The 16,642-nt window shown below is 67.1% G+C and carries 19 protein-coding genes; 13 read left to right on the top strand and 6 right to left on the bottom strand.

Translation table 11 applies throughout. The features are described 5' to 3' along the window. Window positions 1-52 precede the first annotated feature (52 nt). Genes E3O23_RS12795 through cysK form a run of 3 tightly spaced genes read right to left on the bottom strand, consistent with a single transcriptional unit; the run spans window position 53 to window position 2,634 of the window. The gene (locus tag E3O23_RS12795) at window positions 53-1,075 is read right to left on the bottom strand and encodes an isopenicillin N synthase family dioxygenase (protein ID WP_134491580.1); all 1,023 of its coding nucleotides are present in this window, start codon (window positions 1,073-1,075) and stop codon (window positions 53-55) included. Between the two features lie 38 nt (window positions 1,076-1,113). After that, a complete protein-coding gene (gene epsC, locus E3O23_RS12790) occupies window positions 1,114-1,692 on the bottom strand; it encodes a serine O-acetyltransferase EpsC (protein WP_134491579.1) in 579 nt (192 codons plus the stop codon). 3 nt (window positions 1,693-1,695) lie between these two features. Then, complete coding sequence (cysK, locus tag E3O23_RS12785) at window positions 1,696-2,634, bottom strand: cysteine synthase A (RefSeq protein WP_134491578.1); 939 nt, start codon at window positions 2,632-2,634, stop codon at window positions 1,696-1,698. 142 nt (window positions 2,635-2,776) lie between these two features. On the opposite strand from cysK, the gene prmC reads away from it, so the two are divergent. The 13 genes from prmC to E3O23_RS12720 all read left to right on the top strand — a co-directional run bounded on the left by prmC (window position 2,777) and on the right by E3O23_RS12720 (window position 14,117). After that, a complete protein-coding gene (gene prmC, locus E3O23_RS12780; protein ID WP_134491696.1) occupies window positions 2,777-3,619 on the top strand; it encodes a peptide chain release factor N(5)-glutamine methyltransferase in 843 nt (280 codons plus the stop codon). Window positions 3,620-3,757: 138 nt separating this feature from the next. Then, window positions 3,758-4,597, top strand: coding sequence for an L-threonylcarbamoyladenylate synthase (locus E3O23_RS12775; RefSeq protein WP_134491576.1), 840 nt, complete (start codon window positions 3,758-3,760; stop codon window positions 4,595-4,597). 3 nt (window positions 4,598-4,600) lie between these two features. Continuing rightward, window positions 4,601-5,827 (top strand): MraY family glycosyltransferase, encoded by a 1,227-nt coding sequence (locus E3O23_RS12770; protein WP_134491575.1) that lies wholly within the window; start codon window positions 4,601-4,603, stop codon window positions 5,825-5,827. Next, the gene (locus E3O23_RS12765; protein WP_134491574.1) at window positions 5,824-6,297 is read left to right on the top strand and encodes a Cg1360 family ATP-synthase-associated protein; all 474 of its coding nucleotides are present in this window, start codon (window positions 5,824-5,826) and stop codon (window positions 6,295-6,297) included. The genes E3O23_RS12770 and E3O23_RS12765 overlap by 4 nt, the downstream gene beginning before the upstream one ends. 159 nt (window positions 6,298-6,456) lie before the next feature. Next, window positions 6,457-7,269, top strand: a complete 813-nt coding sequence (atpB, locus tag E3O23_RS12760; RefSeq protein WP_134491573.1) for a F0F1 ATP synthase subunit A — start codon at window positions 6,457-6,459, stop codon at window positions 7,267-7,269. A 47-nt stretch (window positions 7,270-7,316) separates the two neighbouring features. After that, on the top strand, window positions 7,317-7,550 hold the full coding sequence (gene atpE / locus E3O23_RS12755) for a F0F1 ATP synthase subunit C (RefSeq protein ID WP_134491572.1): 234 nt from the start codon (window positions 7,317-7,319) through the stop codon (window positions 7,548-7,550). Between the two features lie 28 nt (window positions 7,551-7,578). After that, window positions 7,579-8,130, top strand: a complete 552-nt coding sequence (locus tag E3O23_RS12750; protein WP_134491694.1) for a F0F1 ATP synthase subunit B — start codon at window positions 7,579-7,581, stop codon at window positions 8,128-8,130. After that, on the top strand, window positions 8,130-8,927 hold the full coding sequence (locus tag E3O23_RS12745; RefSeq protein WP_134491571.1) for a F0F1 ATP synthase subunit delta: 798 nt from the start codon (window positions 8,130-8,132) through the stop codon (window positions 8,925-8,927). Before E3O23_RS12750 ends, E3O23_RS12745 begins: the two co-directional genes overlap by 1 nt. Window positions 8,928-9,016: 89 nt before the next feature. Next, window positions 9,017-10,654, top strand: a complete 1,638-nt coding sequence (atpA, locus tag E3O23_RS12740) for a F0F1 ATP synthase subunit alpha (RefSeq protein WP_134491570.1) — start codon at window positions 9,017-9,019, stop codon at window positions 10,652-10,654. A 60-nt stretch (window positions 10,655-10,714) separates the two neighbouring features. Continuing rightward, a complete protein-coding gene (locus tag E3O23_RS12735; RefSeq protein WP_134491568.1) occupies window positions 10,715-11,617 on the top strand; it encodes a F0F1 ATP synthase subunit gamma in 903 nt (300 codons plus the stop codon). A gap of 17 nt (window positions 11,618-11,634) precedes the next feature. Then, complete coding sequence (atpD, locus tag E3O23_RS12730) at window positions 11,635-13,098, top strand: F0F1 ATP synthase subunit beta (protein ID WP_134491567.1); 1,464 nt, start codon at window positions 11,635-11,637, stop codon at window positions 13,096-13,098. Between the two features lie 2 nt (window positions 13,099-13,100). Further along, a complete protein-coding gene (locus E3O23_RS12725; RefSeq protein WP_134491566.1) occupies window positions 13,101-13,367 on the top strand; it encodes a F0F1 ATP synthase subunit epsilon in 267 nt (88 codons plus the stop codon). Window positions 13,368-13,373: 6 nt separating this feature from the next. Then, on the top strand, window positions 13,374-14,117 hold the full coding sequence (locus tag E3O23_RS12720) for a YaaA family protein (protein WP_134491565.1): 744 nt from the start codon (window positions 13,374-13,376) through the stop codon (window positions 14,115-14,117). Window positions 14,118-14,154: 37 nt separating this feature from the next. Here E3O23_RS12720 and E3O23_RS12715 read toward each other — a convergent pair whose 3' ends face one another. From E3O23_RS12715 to E3O23_RS12705, 3 genes are all read right to left on the bottom strand, one after another. Beyond that, on the bottom strand, window positions 14,155-14,769 hold the full coding sequence (locus E3O23_RS12715) for a DNA-3-methyladenine glycosylase I (RefSeq protein ID WP_241983474.1): 615 nt from the start codon (window positions 14,767-14,769) through the stop codon (window positions 14,155-14,157). Between the two features lie 5 nt (window positions 14,770-14,774). Then, window positions 14,775-15,275 carry a methylated-DNA--[protein]-cysteine S-methyltransferase gene (locus E3O23_RS12710; RefSeq protein WP_134491564.1) on the bottom strand — a complete coding sequence of 167 codons (501 nt, stop codon included), beginning with the start codon at window positions 15,273-15,275 and terminating at the stop codon, window positions 14,775-14,777. Window positions 15,276-15,375: 100 nt separating this feature from the next. Continuing rightward, complete coding sequence (locus tag E3O23_RS12705) at window positions 15,376-16,494, bottom strand: N(5)-(carboxyethyl)ornithine synthase (protein WP_166790506.1); 1,119 nt, start codon at window positions 16,492-16,494, stop codon at window positions 15,376-15,378. Window positions 16,495-16,642: the final 148 nt, after the last annotated feature.

Here is a 16,642-nt window from a genome sequence, read left to right as displayed (position 1 = left end):
TGCGCGATATGCGGGACGCATAACGCGCACAACTGCGGTTTCGCGGGGGTTTTTAGCGGGTGAGGTCGGGGTAGTGGATGGCGGCGACATCCGGATGCGCGCGGAGCCGGCTCTTCAGGGCGTTCTCGCCGTAGGTCGTGAAGATCGGATTCGCGGGGTCGAGGGTGATCCCGGGCGCCTCCAGCGACTCCGGCAACGTCAGCAGCGGGATCGTCGCGTCGAGCGCGGGGCCGAAGAAGAACGGGATTGAGATGCGGTCGTCGCCGAGGAGCGGCGAGATCACGCGGTGCACGGTGGCCTTGAGGTAGCCGTCGGTGGCCACCTCGAGCAGCTCGCCGATGTTGACGACGAACGCGCCGTCCAGCGGCGGTGCGTCGATCCACGCGCCGTCCTTTTCCACCTGCAGGCCGCCCTTGCCGGGTTCGACGAAGAGCAGCGTCAGCACGCCGGAATCCTTGTGCGCGCCGACGCCCTGCCTCGGGGTGGGGTCCGACTTGCCTGGGTAGCGCACGATCTTGATCAGGGTGAACGGCTCGCGGGCGAAGGCCTCGTCGAAGACGTGCTCGTCGGCGCCGAGCGACAGCGCCCAGGCCCGCATCAGGCGAAGCGCGACCGCGCTGAGCTCGTCGTGCCACTGGCCGATGACCTCGCGGAGTTCGGGGAGGGCAGAGGGCCACAGGTTCGGCCCCTCGAGGCGCAGGTAGTCGGGGGTATCCGGCGTGCGTGGGACCGCGGGACGTTCCGGACCGATGTCGATCTGTTCGCGCCAGTCGACGGCGCCCAGGGTCAGCTCGCCACCGACGCGCGTGTACCCGCGGAAATGCGGGCTCTGCAGGTTCTCGATCGCCATCTTGTCGGCCTCGGGCAGGTCGAAGAACGCGCGGGCCGTGCCCATGACACGGTCGACGAGGTCGGCAGGGACACCGTGGCCGGTCAGGTAGAAGAAACCGTACTCGTGGGTCGCCTCCCGCAACTCGGCCCGGAAGGCTGCGGCCTCCGCCTCGCCCGCATCCAGGCGGGACAGGTCGAGGACCGGCAGGGACAGTGGAGCGGGCGACGGCGCTGGGCGGGACATCCTTCTATTGTCCTCCTCCGCCCAGCCCTGCCGGACGGTCAGTCTTCGGAGTAGTGCAGTCCCCGGGCGGCCTCGATGGTGTCGACGGAGACCGGTCGCACCGTCGCCGGGATGCCGAGGAGCAGGGACTTCGCGGGTGCGTCCTTCGTGACGACGGCGTTGGCGCCGATCGTGCTCCAGGCGCCGATCGTCACCGGGCCGAGGATCTTCGCGCCCGCGCCGACCGTCACGCCGTCTCCGAGGGTCGGATGCCGCTTGGCACCGCGCTGCACGCCGTGACGGCTCTTACCGCCGAGGGTGACCCCGTGGTACAGCATCACGTCGTCGCCGAGCTCGGCCGTCTCGCCGATCACGACGCCCATACCGTGGTCGATGAACAGCCGGCGTCCAATCGTGGCGCCGGGGTGGATCTCGATGCCGGTCAGGAACCTCGCGAACTGGGAGAGCATCCGGGCGGGCAGCCGCAGGCCGCCGACCCACCAACGATGCGCGATGCGGTACGACCAGACCGCGTGCAGCCCGCTGTAGGCGAGGAACACCTCGCTGTTGCTGCGTGCGGCCGGGTCATGGACGCGTGCGTTGGCGACATCCTCCCGGATGCGCGAGAAGACTCCCATTCGCTAGTCCAGCAGGTCCTCGTAGAGCACCGTGGAGATGTAGCGCTCCCCGAAGCCGGGCACGATGACGACGATGGTCTTGCCGGCGTTCTCGGGCAGCTTCGCCTGCTCCAGCGCGGCCCAGACGGCCGCCCCGCCGGAGATGCCGGCCAGGATGCCCTCATCCGTCGCCAGCCGGCGCGCGGTCGCGAGGGAATCGGCCAGGGTCACATCGGTGACCGAGTCGTAGACCGTGCGGTCGAGCACGGCCGGGACGAAGTTGGCGCCGATGCCCTGGATCTTGTGCGGGCCGGGGGTGCCGCCGGTGAGGATGGGGGAGTCGAGCGGCTCGACGCCGACGACGACGACTTCGGGCTTCCGCTCCTTGAGCAGCTGGCCGGTGCCGGTGATGGTGCCGCCGGTGCCGATACCGGCCACGAGGATGTCGACGGCCCCGTCGGTGTCGTCCCAGATTTCGACGCCGGTCGTGGCCTTGTGGATGGCGGGGTTGGCGGGGTTGTCGAACTGGCGGGCCATGATCGCGCCGGGGGTGCTCGCGACGATTTCCTTCGCCTTCTCGACCGCGCCGCGCATGCCCTCGGGGCCCGGGGTCAGCACGACCTCGGCGCCGTAGGCACGGAGAAGCACGCGGCGTTCTTTGCTCGCCGACTCCGGCATCGCGAGGATGACCCGGTAGCCGCGGGCCGCGCCGACCATGGCCAGGGCGATGCCCGTGTTGCCGCTGGTGCTCTCCACGATGGTGCCGCCGGGAGCCAGTTCACCGGACGCCTCCGCGGCGTCGACGATGGCGATGCCGATGCGGTCCTTCACGCTGCCGGAGGGGTTGTAGAACTCGAGTTTCGCCAGAACAGTGGCGGCCGCGCCATCCGTGATCCGATTCAGCCGCACGAGCGGAGTGCCGCCGACGGCTCCGGTGATGTCTGAGTAGATTTTCGCCGCCACGGGGGCACCTTTCGCTCGGGATCAACAATCTCGTTCAGCCTAGGGCTCATTGCACCCGTGAATGCTGTGCATTCCCGTGTGTGACACTGGCGGGGTGACTGTGACACCAGAGCATTCCCCGCTTCCCACGACCGTCGACGCCATGCGCGGCCACGCGATCGGCGTTCTCTCCCGAGCCGGGATCGCCGACGCCGAGGTGGACGCCGACCTCCTGACCGGCCATGTGCTCGGCCTGAGCCGCGGCCAGGTGCAGGCCGCGGTGATCATGGGCACACCTCTTACTTCCACGGATGCCGCCGCGATCCTGGAGCTGCTCCGGCGCCGGGCCCTGCGCGAGCCGCTCCAGCACATCACCGGTCGGGCGCCCTTCCGCTCCCTCGAACTCCTGGTCGGCCCCGGCGTGTTCGTGCCGAGGCCGGAGACCGAACAGGTCGCCCAGTTCGCCATCGACGCCCTCCGTTCGCTGCCCGACCCCGCCCCGATCGGCGTGGACCTCGGAACGGGAAGCGGCGCGATCGCCCTGGCCCTGGCGGTCGAGGTGCCCAACGCGGTGATCTGGGCGGTGGAGAACTCGCCGGAGGCCTTCCCCTGGACCACCCGCAACTTCGAGCAGGTTGACGCACCGAACGCCACGCTCGTGTTCGGCGACCTGGCCGACGCGCTGACCGAGCTGGACGGTACCGTGGCCGTGGTCATCTCCAACCCGCCCTACATCCCGGCCGACGCCATCCCGCGCGACCCGGAGGTGCGTTTGTTCGACCCGGCCCACGCCCTCTACGGCGGTGCGGACGGGCTGGATGTCGTGCGGCACGTCTCCAGGACCGCGCTGCGCCTGCTGCGCCCCGGCGGGGTGCTCGTGATCGAGCACGGCGAGCTGCAGGGCGCGGAGATCCGCGCGCTCCTGGCGCAGGACGGCTGGCGCGCCCCCGCCACCCACCGCGACTACACGACCCGCGACCGGGCGACCACCGCGCTCCGACCCTAGGCACAGTCCCTTCCCCGTCCCCTCCCTTCCCTTCCCCCGCCTCCACTCCCGCGAAACCGCAGTTGTGCGCCTTATTCGGCCCGAATGACGCGCACAACTGCAGTTTCGCGGAGGTGGGTCGCCTAGAATCGAGCCCATATGACACGCATCTATGACTGCTCGGTCGACACGGAACTCCTGACCGGCATGAGACTCGCACGTTCGGCCATCGGCCGCGGCGCGCTCGTTGTCATCCCCACCGACACCGTCTACGGCATCGCCGCGGACGCCTTCAACCCCGAGGCCGTGCAGCGGCTGCTGGATGCCAAGGGTCGCGGCCGCCAGTCGCCGCCGCCCGTGCTCATCCCCGGCATCCCGACGCTCGATGCGCTCGCGCAGGAGGTTCCGCAGCCAGTGCGCGACCTCGTCGCCGCGTTCTGGCCGGGCGGACTGACCGTGGTGCTCAACGCCCAGCCGTCGCTGGTCTGGGACCTCGGCGACACCCGGGGAACCGTCGCCCTGCGCATGCCGCAGGACAAGATCGCGCTCGAGCTGCTCTCCGAGACCGGGCCGCTCGCGGTGTCGTCGGCAAACCGCAGCGGGCTGCCGGCGGCCATCGACGCCCAGGGTGCCGAGGAGATGCTCGGCAACAGCGTGTCCGTCTACCTCGACGGGGGAGTGGCCGGCCAGGCCTACGAGCCCATCGGCGACCGCGCCGGCGACACGTCGTCGACGATCGTGGATGCCACGGCCTTCGAGAGCAACGGCGGCAGGCTGACCATCGTGCGCAACGGCGTCATCTCGCGGGAGGCCATCGAGGCTGTCATCGGCGACGTCCTGGCCCCCGCGGCACCGCCGGCCGCCGTAGAAGCTGCCGACGCAGACGTTGCCGCCGTAGAAGCTGCCGACGCAGACGCTGCCGAGCCCCAACCCGCCGTGCCCGACGCGGCCCGTCCCGACGCGTCCGCTCCGGCGGACGAGACCACCTCCGCGGGCTGACCCATGACCCTGTTCCTGCTGCTCGCCCTGGTCTCCGCGGCCGTCACCTTCGGGCTGTCGATCGTCGTCTTCAAGCTGAGCCACCGCTACCGCCTGTACCCGAAGATCCGGTCTCGGGACGTGCACGTCACCCCCACCCCGCGGCTCGGCGGGATCGCGATGTTCTTCGGCATCCTCGTCGCCTTCGGCGTCTCCTACCTGATCGCGTCCCAATTCGCGCCCCTCCGGCTGATCTTCGCCGAACCGAACAAGATCCTGGCCATCCTCGGCGCCGCGCTGCTGATCGTGCTGCTCGGTGTCGCCGACGACATCTGGGACCTCGACTGGATGACCAAGCTCGCCGGGCAGTTCATCGCCGCCGGACTCGTCGCCTGGCAGGGTGTGCAGATCTACTCGCTCCCGATCGGCGGCCTGACCGTCGGCTCGGGGTGGATGTCGATCGTGATCACCGTCTTGGCCATCGTGATCGTGATGAACATGATCAACTTCATCGACGGGCTCGACGGACTCGTCGCCGGCGTCGCCCTGATCGCCAACGGCGTGTTCTTCCTCTACAGCTACCTGCTCGTCCGGGACACCTCGCCCACCAACTACTTCAACCTCGCCTCGCTGATCGCCGCCGTCCTCGTCGGGGCCTGCGTGGGCTTCCTGCCGCTCAACTGGCACCCGGCCAAGCTGTTCATGGGGGACGCCGGCGCCCTGCTCGTCGGCCTGCTGATGGCCACCTCGGCGATCGCCATCACCGGCCAGATCGACCCGACCGCGGTCAACAACTCGCAGCTGTTCCCGGCGTTCATCCCGATCATCCTGCCCGTCGCGATCCTGATCATCCCGCTGCTGGACTTCGGGCTGGCGGTGTTCCGCCGCGTGCGCGCCGGCAAGTCGCCGTTCAGCGCCGACCGGAAGCACCTGCACCACCGGCTCCTCGACATGGGGCACTCGCACCTGCACGCCGTGCTCATCTTCTACGGCTGGACCGCGGCGGCGTCCGTGGGCTGCCTGCTGTACTTCGTGTTGCCGGTCTACTTCGGGCTGCCCAGCTGGTATGCCACGATGTTCCTGGTGATCACGCTGCTTGCCTGCACCATTGTCACGCTCGCGCCGCTCAGCCGGCGCAAGGCCGTCGAGGCCGCCAGCCAGCTCGCTCCCAGCGACCCCGGCGACCGCGATACAACCGCCCTGCTCGACCCTCTCGACGAGGCGTCCGAGAAAGCCGAGGAGACCGTATGACCAGCACGACACCCCAACCCAACCAGCCGACCTCCGTGCCGGTCCTGCGCAGGATCCTGGTCTACGGGGCCTTCCTGGCGCTGGGCATCATGGTGGTCGGGGCCATTGTCGGCGGACTCGTCGCGGGCGTCTCCGGGGTGGTCAGTGCCCTGGTCGGCACGCTCATGGCCGTGGTGTTCATGGGGATCACGGCCGGCAGCATCCTGCTCGCCAACCGCTTCGCCGGCACGGAGGCGGCCATCGGCGCGTTCTTCGGAATCGTGATGGGCGGCTGGCTCCTGAAATTCGTGGTCTTCCTGGCCCTGATGTTCCTTCTGCGCGGCCAGCCGTGGATCCAGCCCGTCGTCTTGTTGCTCAGCATCATCGCCGGCGTGGTCGGCTCGCTGGTGGTCGACGTGGTCGTCGTGATGAAGAGCCGGATGCCGTACGCGAGCGATGTGACCCTGCCGAAGGCACCCAGCGACGGTTGAACCGCGTCAGGACGCGCCTCTCGATTGGGTTACACGCCCGTTTCTTGCTACAGTTAGGCGATCCCACCCCGGTTTGCTGCTGCTCTTACGGCGTCGTAAATCTGTCACTTATCCGTCGTCGCGCGAGCCGAGCTCACCGCCCCGAAACAGGAGAAAGCGCTGCTAGAAACCGCTGTAAACCTGCTGGTCCCGTCTGCCACCGACGACGGTACTTTTCACGGTCCGTCCATCAACGAATTCTTCCCGGATGCCATCTTCTTCGCGGACACCCCGTTTGAGATAAACCGGGTCATTCTGATCCGCTTCCTCGCGGTCGCCGTGCTGATGCTCGTGTTCTGGGTCGGCACCCGCCGCATGAAGGTTGTTCCCAACCGCCTCCAGAGCGTCGTCGAGATGGGCCTGGACCTCGTCCGCGTCAACATCGCCGAGGATCTGCTCGGCAAGAAGGACGGGCAGCGTTTCCTGCCCCTGATCACGACCATCTTCTTCATGGTCCTGTTCATGAACTTCACCGGTGTCATCCCCTTCCTGAACATTGCGGGCACGGCCGTGATCGGCACTCCGCTGGTCCTGGGCCTCGTTGCCTACGGCGCGTTCATCTACGCCGGCGTCAAGAAGAACGCGGGCAAGTTCTTCCGCAACTCACTCTTCCCGCCCGGTGTTCCGCCGGCGCTGTACATCATCGTGACGCCGATCGAGTTCATCTCGACCTTCGTGATCCGACCGATCACGCTGACGCTCCGACTGCTGATGAACATGGTCGTCGGCCACCTGCTCCTGGTGCTGTTCTTCGCGGCCACGCAGTTCTTCTTCTTCACCGCTGATGGCGGCTTCAAGGCGTTCGGTGTCGGCACGCTGGCCTTCGGGTTCGCGTTCACGCTGTTCGAGCTCCTCGTAGCTGTTCTGCAGGCCTACGTTTTCGCACTGCTCACCACTGTCTACATCCAGCTCGCGCTGGCTGAGGAACACTAAACACGAATTCGGCACCTGCCTTATTCGCCTTACGGAAGGAAACACACGTGGACGCAACAACCGTTCTCGCTGCAATCTCGGGCAACATCGCGACCGTCGGTTACGGCCTCGCAGCCATCGGCCCGGCCATCGGCGTCGGCATCGTCGTCGGCAAGACCATCGAGGGTGTCGCACGTCAGCCCGAACTGGCCGGCCGTCTCCAGGTCCTGATGTACATCGGTATCGCCTTCACCGAGGCGCTCGCCTTCATCGGTATCGCCGTCGGCTTCATCTTCGTCTAGTCCTCTTTACACCTAGTTAGGAGGCATGATGTTTCACGCAGTGATTGCAGCTGCCGCGGAGGCTGAGCAGAAGAATCCGCTCATCCCGGAGATCTACGACATCATCTGGTCCACGGTCGTGTTCGTGGTGATCTTGTTCTTCTTCTGGAAGCTCGTGCTTCCGAGGATGCAGAAGCTCCTTGACGACCGCGCCGAGGCCATTGAAGGCAACATCGCCAAGGCCGACGACGCCCAGCGCAAGGCCGAGGCTGCTCTCGAGCAGTACACGGCACAGCTGGTCGGCGCGCGCGCCGAGGCCGGTCAGATCCGCGACCAGGCCCGTGCAGACGGCCAGCGGATCGTCGCCGAGCACAAGGATCAGGCATCGGCCGAGGCGGCACGTATCGCGGCCTCTGCCAAGACCCAGATCGAAGCAGAGCGCCAGGCAGCAGTCGTGTCGCTCCGCTCCGAGGTGGGATCCCTGGCCATCGACCTCGCTTCCGGCGTCATCGGCGAGAGCCTGACCGACGACGCGAAGGCCGCCGCCATCGTCGACCGTTTCCTGGCCGACCTTGAGGCCTCGGAGAAAGCAGCTAAGTAATGGGAAGCGCCACCAGAGAAGCTTTGGCCTCGTCGAGGGACGCACTGGCTGCCCTCGGCAGCTCGGTCGATCTGGCGACGGGCGAAAGCCTGTTCACGGCCGGTCGGGTCGTCGGCGAGTCGTCCCAGCTGCGTTCCGCGCTGGCCGATTCGTCCTCGGACGAGAAGGCCCGCCTCGCTCTCGTCGAGCGAGTGTTCTCGTCCGCCCTCACGCCGAGCGCCCTGGTGCTGCTGAAGAAGGCAGCGTCGGTGCGCTGGTCCAGCCAGGGCGACCTGCTGGCCGGCATCGAGGAGCTGGGGCTGCGGGCAGCCGCCGCTTCCGCGCCGCGGAACGTGTCGATCGAGTCAGAGTTGTTCGCGTTCGCCGCCGCAGTCTCCTCCGACGCCGGACTCGAACTTGCCCTCACGAGCAAGCTCGGCCGTGCCGACGCCAAGCTCGACCTGGTCGACGCGCTGCTGGCCGGCAAGGTTTCGGCCCAGACGCTCGCGATCGTTCGCCATCTGGTGCGCCAGCCTCGCGGCCGGCGGATCGGCCAGTTGCTGCGCCACGCGGCATCCGTGGTCGCCGACCAGTCCGGAACCACGATCGCGACGGTCACCTCGGCCGCCGAGCTCGCTCCGGCTCAGCTCGAACGCTTGAACCAGAGCCTTGCGGCGCGTTACGGCCGCGAACTCACGATCAACCAGATCGTCGACCCCGGCCTCGTCGGCGGTGTCCGCGTTCAGATCGGCGATGACGTGATCGACGGCAGCATCGCCACGAGGCTCAAGGACCTGAGACTCCAGCTTGCTGGCTGACCCACGGTCAGCCAGAACATAGACACTTCGGTGCGGCAACGCCTCGAAACTGACAAGACCTGTACACCCCGTACAGAAAAGGGAAGATGATGGCAGAACTAACGATCAGCCCGGATGAGATCCGCGACGCTCTCCAGGACTTCGTCAAGTCCTACGAGCCGAACAAGACCGCAACGACCGAGGTCGGTTACGTCACCACCGCCGGCGACGGAATTGCCCACGTTTCGGGCCTGCCCGGCGTGATGGCCAACGAGCTCATCAAGTTCGCCGACGGCACCCTGGGCCTGGCCCAGAACCTCGACGAAGATGAGATCGGCGTCGTCGTGCTCGGTGAGTTCGGCGGCATCGTTGAGGGCATGGAGGTGCACCGCACCGGCGAGGTTCTCTCCGTTCCCGTCGGCGACGGCTACCTCGGCCGCGTCGTCGACCCCCTCGGCGCTCCCATCGACGGCCTCGGTGCCATTGCGACCGAAGGCCGCCGCGCCCTCGAGCTGCAGGCGCCCGGCGTCATGGCGCGCAAGTCCGTGCACGAGCCGATGCAGACCGGCATCAAGGCCATCGACGCCATGATCCCGATCGGTCGCGGCCAGCGCCAGCTGATCATCGGTGACCGCCAGACCGGCAAGACGGCCATCGCGATCGACACGATCATCAACCAGAAGGCCAACTGGGAGTCCGGCGACACGAACAAGCAGGTTCGCTGCATCTACGTCGCCATCGGCCAGAAGGGCTCCACCATCGCTTCGGTGAAGGGTGCCCTGGAAGACGCCGGAGCGATGGAGTACACCACCATCGTCGCCGCCCCCGCGTCCGACCCGGCCGGCTTCAAGTACCTCGCCCCGTACACCGGCTCGGCCATCGGCCAGCACTGGATGTACGCCGGCAAGCACGTCCTCATCGTCTTCGACGACCTCTCTAAGCAGGCCGAGGCGTACCGCGCCGTGTCGCTGCTGCTGCGTCGCCCGCCGGGACGCGAAGCCTACCCGGGTGACGTGTTCTACCTGCACTCCCGTCTGCTCGAGCGTTGCGCCAAGCTCTCCGACGAGCTCGGTGCCGGTTCGATGACCGGTCTTCCGATCATCGAGACCAAGGCGAACGACGTCGCGGCCTACATCCCGACCAACGTGATCTCGATCACCGACGGCCAGATCTTCCTGCAGTCCGACCTCTTCAACGCCAACCAGCGCCCCGCAGTCGACGTGGGCATCTCGGTGTCCCGTGTCGGTGGCGACGCGCAGGTGAAGTCGATCAAGAAGGTCTCCGGAACGCTGAAGCTCGAGCTGGCGCAGTACCGCTCGCTCGAAGCCTTCGCGATGTTCGCGTCCGACCTGGATGCGGCCAGCCGTCGCCAGCTCGCTCGTGGCGCCCGCCTCACCGAACTGCTGCGCCAGCCGCAGTACTCGCCCTACCCGGTCGAAGACCAGGTCGTCTCGATCTGGGCCGGCATCAACGGCAAGCTCGACGAGGTCCCGGTCGAGGACGTGCTGCGTTTTGAGCGCGAGCTGCTCGACTTCCTGGCCCGCAACACCACGGTGTTGTCGACCCTGCGCGAGACGAACGTCCTCTCCGATGACACCGTCGCCGCGCTGACCAGCGAGATCGACAAGTTCAAGCTCGAATTCCAGACGGGCGAGGGCAAGCCGCTCGCCTCGGTGGGCAAGGAACAGTTCGAAGCCATCGCCGAAGAAGACGTCAACCAGGAAAAGATCGTGAAGCGCAGGCGCTAATCGCGACCGGCTCGATCACCGATTTCTTCGTACTAAACATCTAGCAACCACAGGAGACACATGGGAGCGCAACTTCGGGTTTACCGGCAGAAGATCAAATCTGCCCAGACGACCAAGAAGATCACTCGGGCCATGGAGCTGATCTCCGCCTCGCGCATCCAGAAGGCGCAGGCGAGGGTCGCTGCGTCCACCCCGTATTCGAAGGCGATCACGCGCGCCGTATCGGCCGTGGCCACATACTCGAACGTTGAGCACGTGCTCACGACCGAGCCGGCCAGGATCGATCGCGCTGCCGTGCTCATCTTCGCGTCGGACCGCGGACTCGCCGGGGCGTTCAGCTCCCAGGTGCTTCGCGAGGCTGAGGAGCTCAGCGAACTGCTGCGCAGCCAGGGCAAGGATGTCGTCTACTTCCTCGTCGGACGCAAGGCGGTCGCCTACTTCGGCTTCCGCCGCCGCGCATCCGAACGGATCTGGACCGGCGGGACCGACCAGCCCCTCTTCGAGACGGCCAGGGACATCGGCGACGCGCTCCTCGAATCCTTCCTGCGGGACTCGGAAGACGGCGGCGTCGACGAGATCCACATCGTCTACAACCGCTTCGTGAGCATGGTGACCCAGGTTCCAGAGGTCGTGCGACTGCTTCCCCTCGAGGTCGTCGAGGGCATGGAAGAGCCGGGCGAGCACACCGTGCTGCCGCTGTACGAATTCGAGCCGGATGTTGAAACCGTGCTCGACGGGCTGCTGCCGGTATACATCGAGAGCCGTCTCTTCAACGCCATGTTGCAGTCGGCCGCCTCAGAGCACGCCAGCCGCCAGAAGGCGATGAAGTCGGCCAGCGACAACGCCGACAAGCTGATCACGGACTACACGCGGTTGTCGAACAACGCCCGCCAGTCCGAGATCACCCAGCAGATTTCCGAGATCGTGGGTGGAGCCGATGCGCTCTCATCCGCCAAGAAGTAACCAGAGAAGAGAGAGCTATGACTGACACCATGAGCGCGCCAGTTCGCGCGGAGGACACAGCAGGCGCTGTGGGCCGCATCGCGCGCGTCACTGGCCCCGTCGTCGACATCGAGTTCCCGCATGATTCGATCCCGGGCATCTACAACGCGCTGAAGACCACGATCACGATCGGCGAAGAGTCGACCGAGATCACGCTCGAGGTCGCCCTGCACCTCGGCGACGACCTCGTTCGCGCCATCGCGCTGAAGCCGACCGACGGACTCGTCCGCGGCCAGGAAGTGCGCGACACCGGCGGACCCATCACGGTCCCGGTCGGCAACATCACCAAGGGCAAGGTGTTCAACGTCATCGGCGAGGTGCTCAACGGCGTCCCCGGCGAGAAGCTTGAGATCACCGAGCGCTGGCCCATCCACCGCAAGCCCCCGGCGTTCGACCAGCTGGAGTCCAAGACCCAGCTGTTCGAGACCGGCATCAAGGTCATCGACCTTCTCACGCCGTACGTTCTCGGCGGAAAGATCGGCCTGTTCGGTGGCGCCGGTGTCGGCAAGACCGTCCTGATCCAGGAAATGATCCAGCGCGTCGCGCAGGACCACGGTGGAGTGTCCGTGTTCGCCGGTGTCGGCGAGCGCACCCGTGAGGGCAACGACCTGATCGCGGAGATGGAAGAGGCGGGCGTCTTCGACAAGACCGCCCTCGTGTTCGGCCAGATGGACGAGCCGCCGGGAACGCGTCTGCGCGTCGCGCTCTCCGCCCTGACCATGGCCGAGTACTTCCGCGACGTGGAGAAGCAGGACGTCCTGCTCTTCATCGACAACATCTTCCGCTTCACCCAGGCCGGTTCCGAGGTGTCGACCCTGCTGGGCCGCATGCCTTCCGCCGTGGGTTACCAGCCGAACCTCGCCGACGAGATGGGCATCCTCCAGGAGCGCATCACCTCGACGCGTGGACACTCGATCACCTCGCTGCAGGCGATCTACGTTCCCGCCGACGACTACACCGACCCCGCGCCGGCAACGACGTTCGCGCACCTAGACGCGACGACCGAGCTGTCGCGTGAGATCGCATCCAAGGGCCTGTACCCCGCCGTCGACCCGCTCACCTCGACCAGCCGCATCCTCGACCCCCGCTACCTGGGCGCCGATCACTACAACACGGCCGTTCGCGTCAAGGCGATCCTCCAGAAGAACAAGGAACTCCAGGAGATCATCGCGATCCTCGGTGTTGACGAGCTCTCCGAAGAGGACAAGGTCACCGTTTCGCGTGCCCGTCGCATCCAGCAGTTCCTGTCCCAGAACACCTACATGGCGAAGAAGTTCACCGGTGTCGAGGGTTCCACGGTTCCGCTGAAGGACACCATCGAGGCGTTCACCGCGATCTCCAACGGAGAGTTCGACCACGTGGCCGAGCAGGCCTTCTTCAACGTCGGTGGCATCAACGACGTCGAAGAGAAGTGGGCTCAGATCCAGAAGGAGAACGGCTAAGCATGGCTTCGGCGCCGCTCAACGTCAGCGTTGTCTCGGCGGACCAGCAGGTCTGGTCCGGCGAGGCGACCATGGTCGTTGCTCGCACCGTGGAAGGCGAGATCGGTATTCTCGCCGGCCACGAGCCGATGCTCGCGATCCTCGCCAGTGGCGAGGTTCGCATGACGCTGGCCGACGGATCGAAGATCGTCGCGGAGGCAGCCGACGGCTTCCTCTCCGTCGAGAACGACACCATCACGATCGTTGCCCGCCAGGCAGGGCTCGTTTAGTCGATCGTGCTGATTCTCCTTCCGCCGTCGGAAACCAAGCGTGACGGTGGCGAAGGCGGATCGTTCGACAGTAAGTCACTCGGGTACCCGTCGCTGAATGCTCAGCGGCGGGTACTCGTGCGTGAGCTGCGCGCCCTGGCTCGGGATCCCGAGGCCATGATGGCCGCCCTCAAGCTCGGCCGCACGCAGGCCGCCGAGGTGCAGCGCAATCGCGCCCTGACCACCTCGCCGACGATGGCCGCGCTGGACCGCTACACCGGCGTGCTCTACGACGCACTGGATGCGCCGACCCTGTCCGCCGCCGCGCGGGACTTCGCCGGCCGGCACGTGGTCGTGCACTCGGCGCTGTTCGGGCCGGTCGGCGCCCTCGACCTGGTGCCGGCGTACCGGTTCTCGCACGATTCCCGGTTGCCGGGGCATCCGTTGAAGAAGCACTGGGGCGGCGCGGTCAGCCAGGCCCTCGCCGTCGCAGAGGGGCTCGTGCTCGACCTGAGGTCGGAGGCCTACGTGGCACTCGGCGCGGCCCCGGCCGGGTCGGAGTCGCTGTTCCTCCGGGTCGTGACCGAGGCCCCGGGCGGACAGAAGCGGGCGCTCAACCACTTCAACAAGAAGTCGAAGGGTGAGTTCACCCGCGCGATCCTGGAGCACGGGCGGGTCTTCGCCTCCGCCGAGGAACTGCTCGACTGGGCGCCCACGGCCGGCTTCCGGCTGCACCGCGGAGCCCCCGGCGAGCTCGAACTCGTCGTCTGACCGGCGCTTCCTCCCCGCGAAACCGCAGTTGTGCGCCCTAAACGGGACGAATAACGCGCACAACTGCGGTTTCGCGGGTACTGCGGTGGCAGAGTTCGACGTGGTCGTCGACTAGGCCGGCCGACTGCATGAGGGCGTACATCGTCGTCGGCCCGACGAAGCGGTAGCCGCGGCGGCGCAGCTCGGCGCTCAGCGCGGTCGACTCGGACGTGATCGCCGGGATGTCCTGCAACGAACCCAGGCGCTCCGGCCGGGGCGGCGGCGCGAAGCTCCAGATCAGGTCGGTGAGGCTCTCGCCCAGGTCCCGCGTGACGCGGGCGTTGCCGATGGCCGCCAGGATCTTGCCGCGGTGGCGGATGATGCCGGCGTCGGCGACGAGGCGCTCAACGTCCGCCTCGTCCATCGCGGCGACCCGGTCAATGTCGAAATCGTGGAAGGCGGCCCGGAACGCGGGGCGGCGGCGCAGGATCGTGATCCAGGACAGACCGGCCTGGAACCCCTCGAGGCAGAGCTTCTCGAACAGGCGCTGGTCGCCGAGCAGGGGGCGGCCCCATTCCTCGTCGTGGTAGCGCTGGTATTCGGCATCGACGCCGACCCAGGCGCAGCGGGTGAGGCCGTCCGGCCCGGCGATGACGGATGCCCGCTCGGGCAGTTCGCTCACGCCGCGTGCCCGATTCCCTCGTGGTCGAGCAGCCAGACCTTGGTCGGGATGCCGTTGCCGCCGCTGTACCCGGTGATGCGGCCGTTGGACGCGAGCACCCGGTGGCAGGCGATGATGATCGGAACCGGGTTCGCGCCGACGGCCCCGCCGATCGCGCGGCCGGAGCCCGGCCGGCCGATTTCTTGGCCGAGTTCGCCGTAGGAGAGATACTCGCCGAAGACGATCCCGGCGAGCCGGTTCCAGACGGCCTGCTGGAATGCCGTGCCCCCGCTGAGGCGCACGGGCAGGTCGAAGGCGGTGCGCGTCCCGGCGAAGTATTCGCCGAGCTGCCGCGCGGCCTCGTCGAGCACGGGGGAGTGCACCTCGGGTGCCCCCTCGAGCGGCAGATGCCCGCCGCGTTCAATCGACAACGACAGGATCTGCTCGCCGTCGCCGGTGAGTTCCAGGCGGCCCAGGGGGCTCTGAACCCGGATCAAAGACGTTGCTGTGCTGGTCATGGCTCTACTTTATTCGGCCGGGCAGAACCGGGCTCGCGGGTTTCGGACATCGGTGCGACCGCCGGCATCCGCCCATCGGTGGAGGACAGGTGCGAGGTGACTACTCCCCGCGCGCGTGCGGGTACTCCGCGGGGCGCCCCTGGAAGGCGAGGATGTTGGGATTCTGGATGACGCCGTCGCGGATCTCGATCGCGCGCCGGAGTGTCTCGTTGGCCTCCCAGGCGTCCTCGCCGGAGAGCACGTCCTCGAGGTAGGGCAGCAGGGCCTCGCTGATCTCCCAGGTCGCCGAGTTCCAGAGGTAGGACGGGCTGTGGTCGACGGCGTAGTACGTGACGTGGTGGCCGACCGTGAACGTGGGCTCCCGGAACGACGTCGGCCTGGCCCAGCTGAAACCCATGCCCTCGTCGCAGGAGACGTCGACGACCAGCGTCCCGGGCGCGAGCCTCGGCAGGTCCGCGTCCGAGAGGAAGGTGAGCGGCGCATTCGTGTCCTGGAGCACGCAGTTGACGATGATGTCGTGCCCCGCGAGGAACTCCGGCACCGGCACGCGGGCCTCGTCGACGAGGGCGAAGTGCCCCGGTCCGTCTTCGCCCTGGTCGAGCTGGACGATATTCGCGGAGTGGATCGGGGAACTGACGGCCGAGATCTCCCGGTTCGTGAGGATGCTCACGTCATAGATCCCATGGGCGTTGAGCGCGGTCACCGCGCCCCGCGCGGTCGCCCCGAAGCCGATCACGGCGGCCCGCAACTTCCGGCCGTAGTCGCCCGTCGAGCCGATCAGCTGCAGCGAGTGCAGCACCGAGCAGTAGCCGGCGAGCTCGTTGTTCTTGTGCAGCACGTGCAAGTTGAACTCGCCGGAGGCCGTCCAATGGTTCATCGCCTCGAAGGCGATCAGGGTCAGCCGCTTGTCGATGGCCAGCTGGGTGAGCGCGGCATCCTGCACGCAGTGCGGCCAGCCCCACAGGGTCTGTCCCTCGCGCAGCTGCTCGACGTCGGCAAGCAACGGCTTGGCGAGCAGGATGACATCGCATTCGGCGATGAGTTCGTCCCGCGAGCGCAGGCCGGCGACCAGCGGCGCGAGCTGGTCATCGGAGATTCCGAAGTCTTCACCGTACCCGCTTTCGAGGAAGATCCGCTCGCGCACCTCCGGATCGATCCGGTCGAAATGCAGCGGATGAATCGGCAACCGGCGTTCATCCGGCTTGCGCGAGCGCGACATGATTCCGAGCGTGAGTCGACCCACGGGTACCCCTTTGTTCGGCTTCCTGTCTAGGGCGTGTCTCCTAATTCGTGTAACCAGATGGTGATGGCGCGGAGGACGACTCCTCCGCGGTAGGTCAGGGCAAGTTTGTCGTAGCGGGTGGCGA

This window comes from Cryobacterium tagatosivorans (assembly GCF_004402215.1).
Classification (GTDB): Bacteria; Actinomycetota; Actinomycetes; order Actinomycetales; family Microbacteriaceae; genus Cryobacterium; species Cryobacterium tagatosivorans.
Note: the sequence above shows the minus strand (reverse complement) of the source record. Positions and strands in the feature narration are given on the sequence as shown.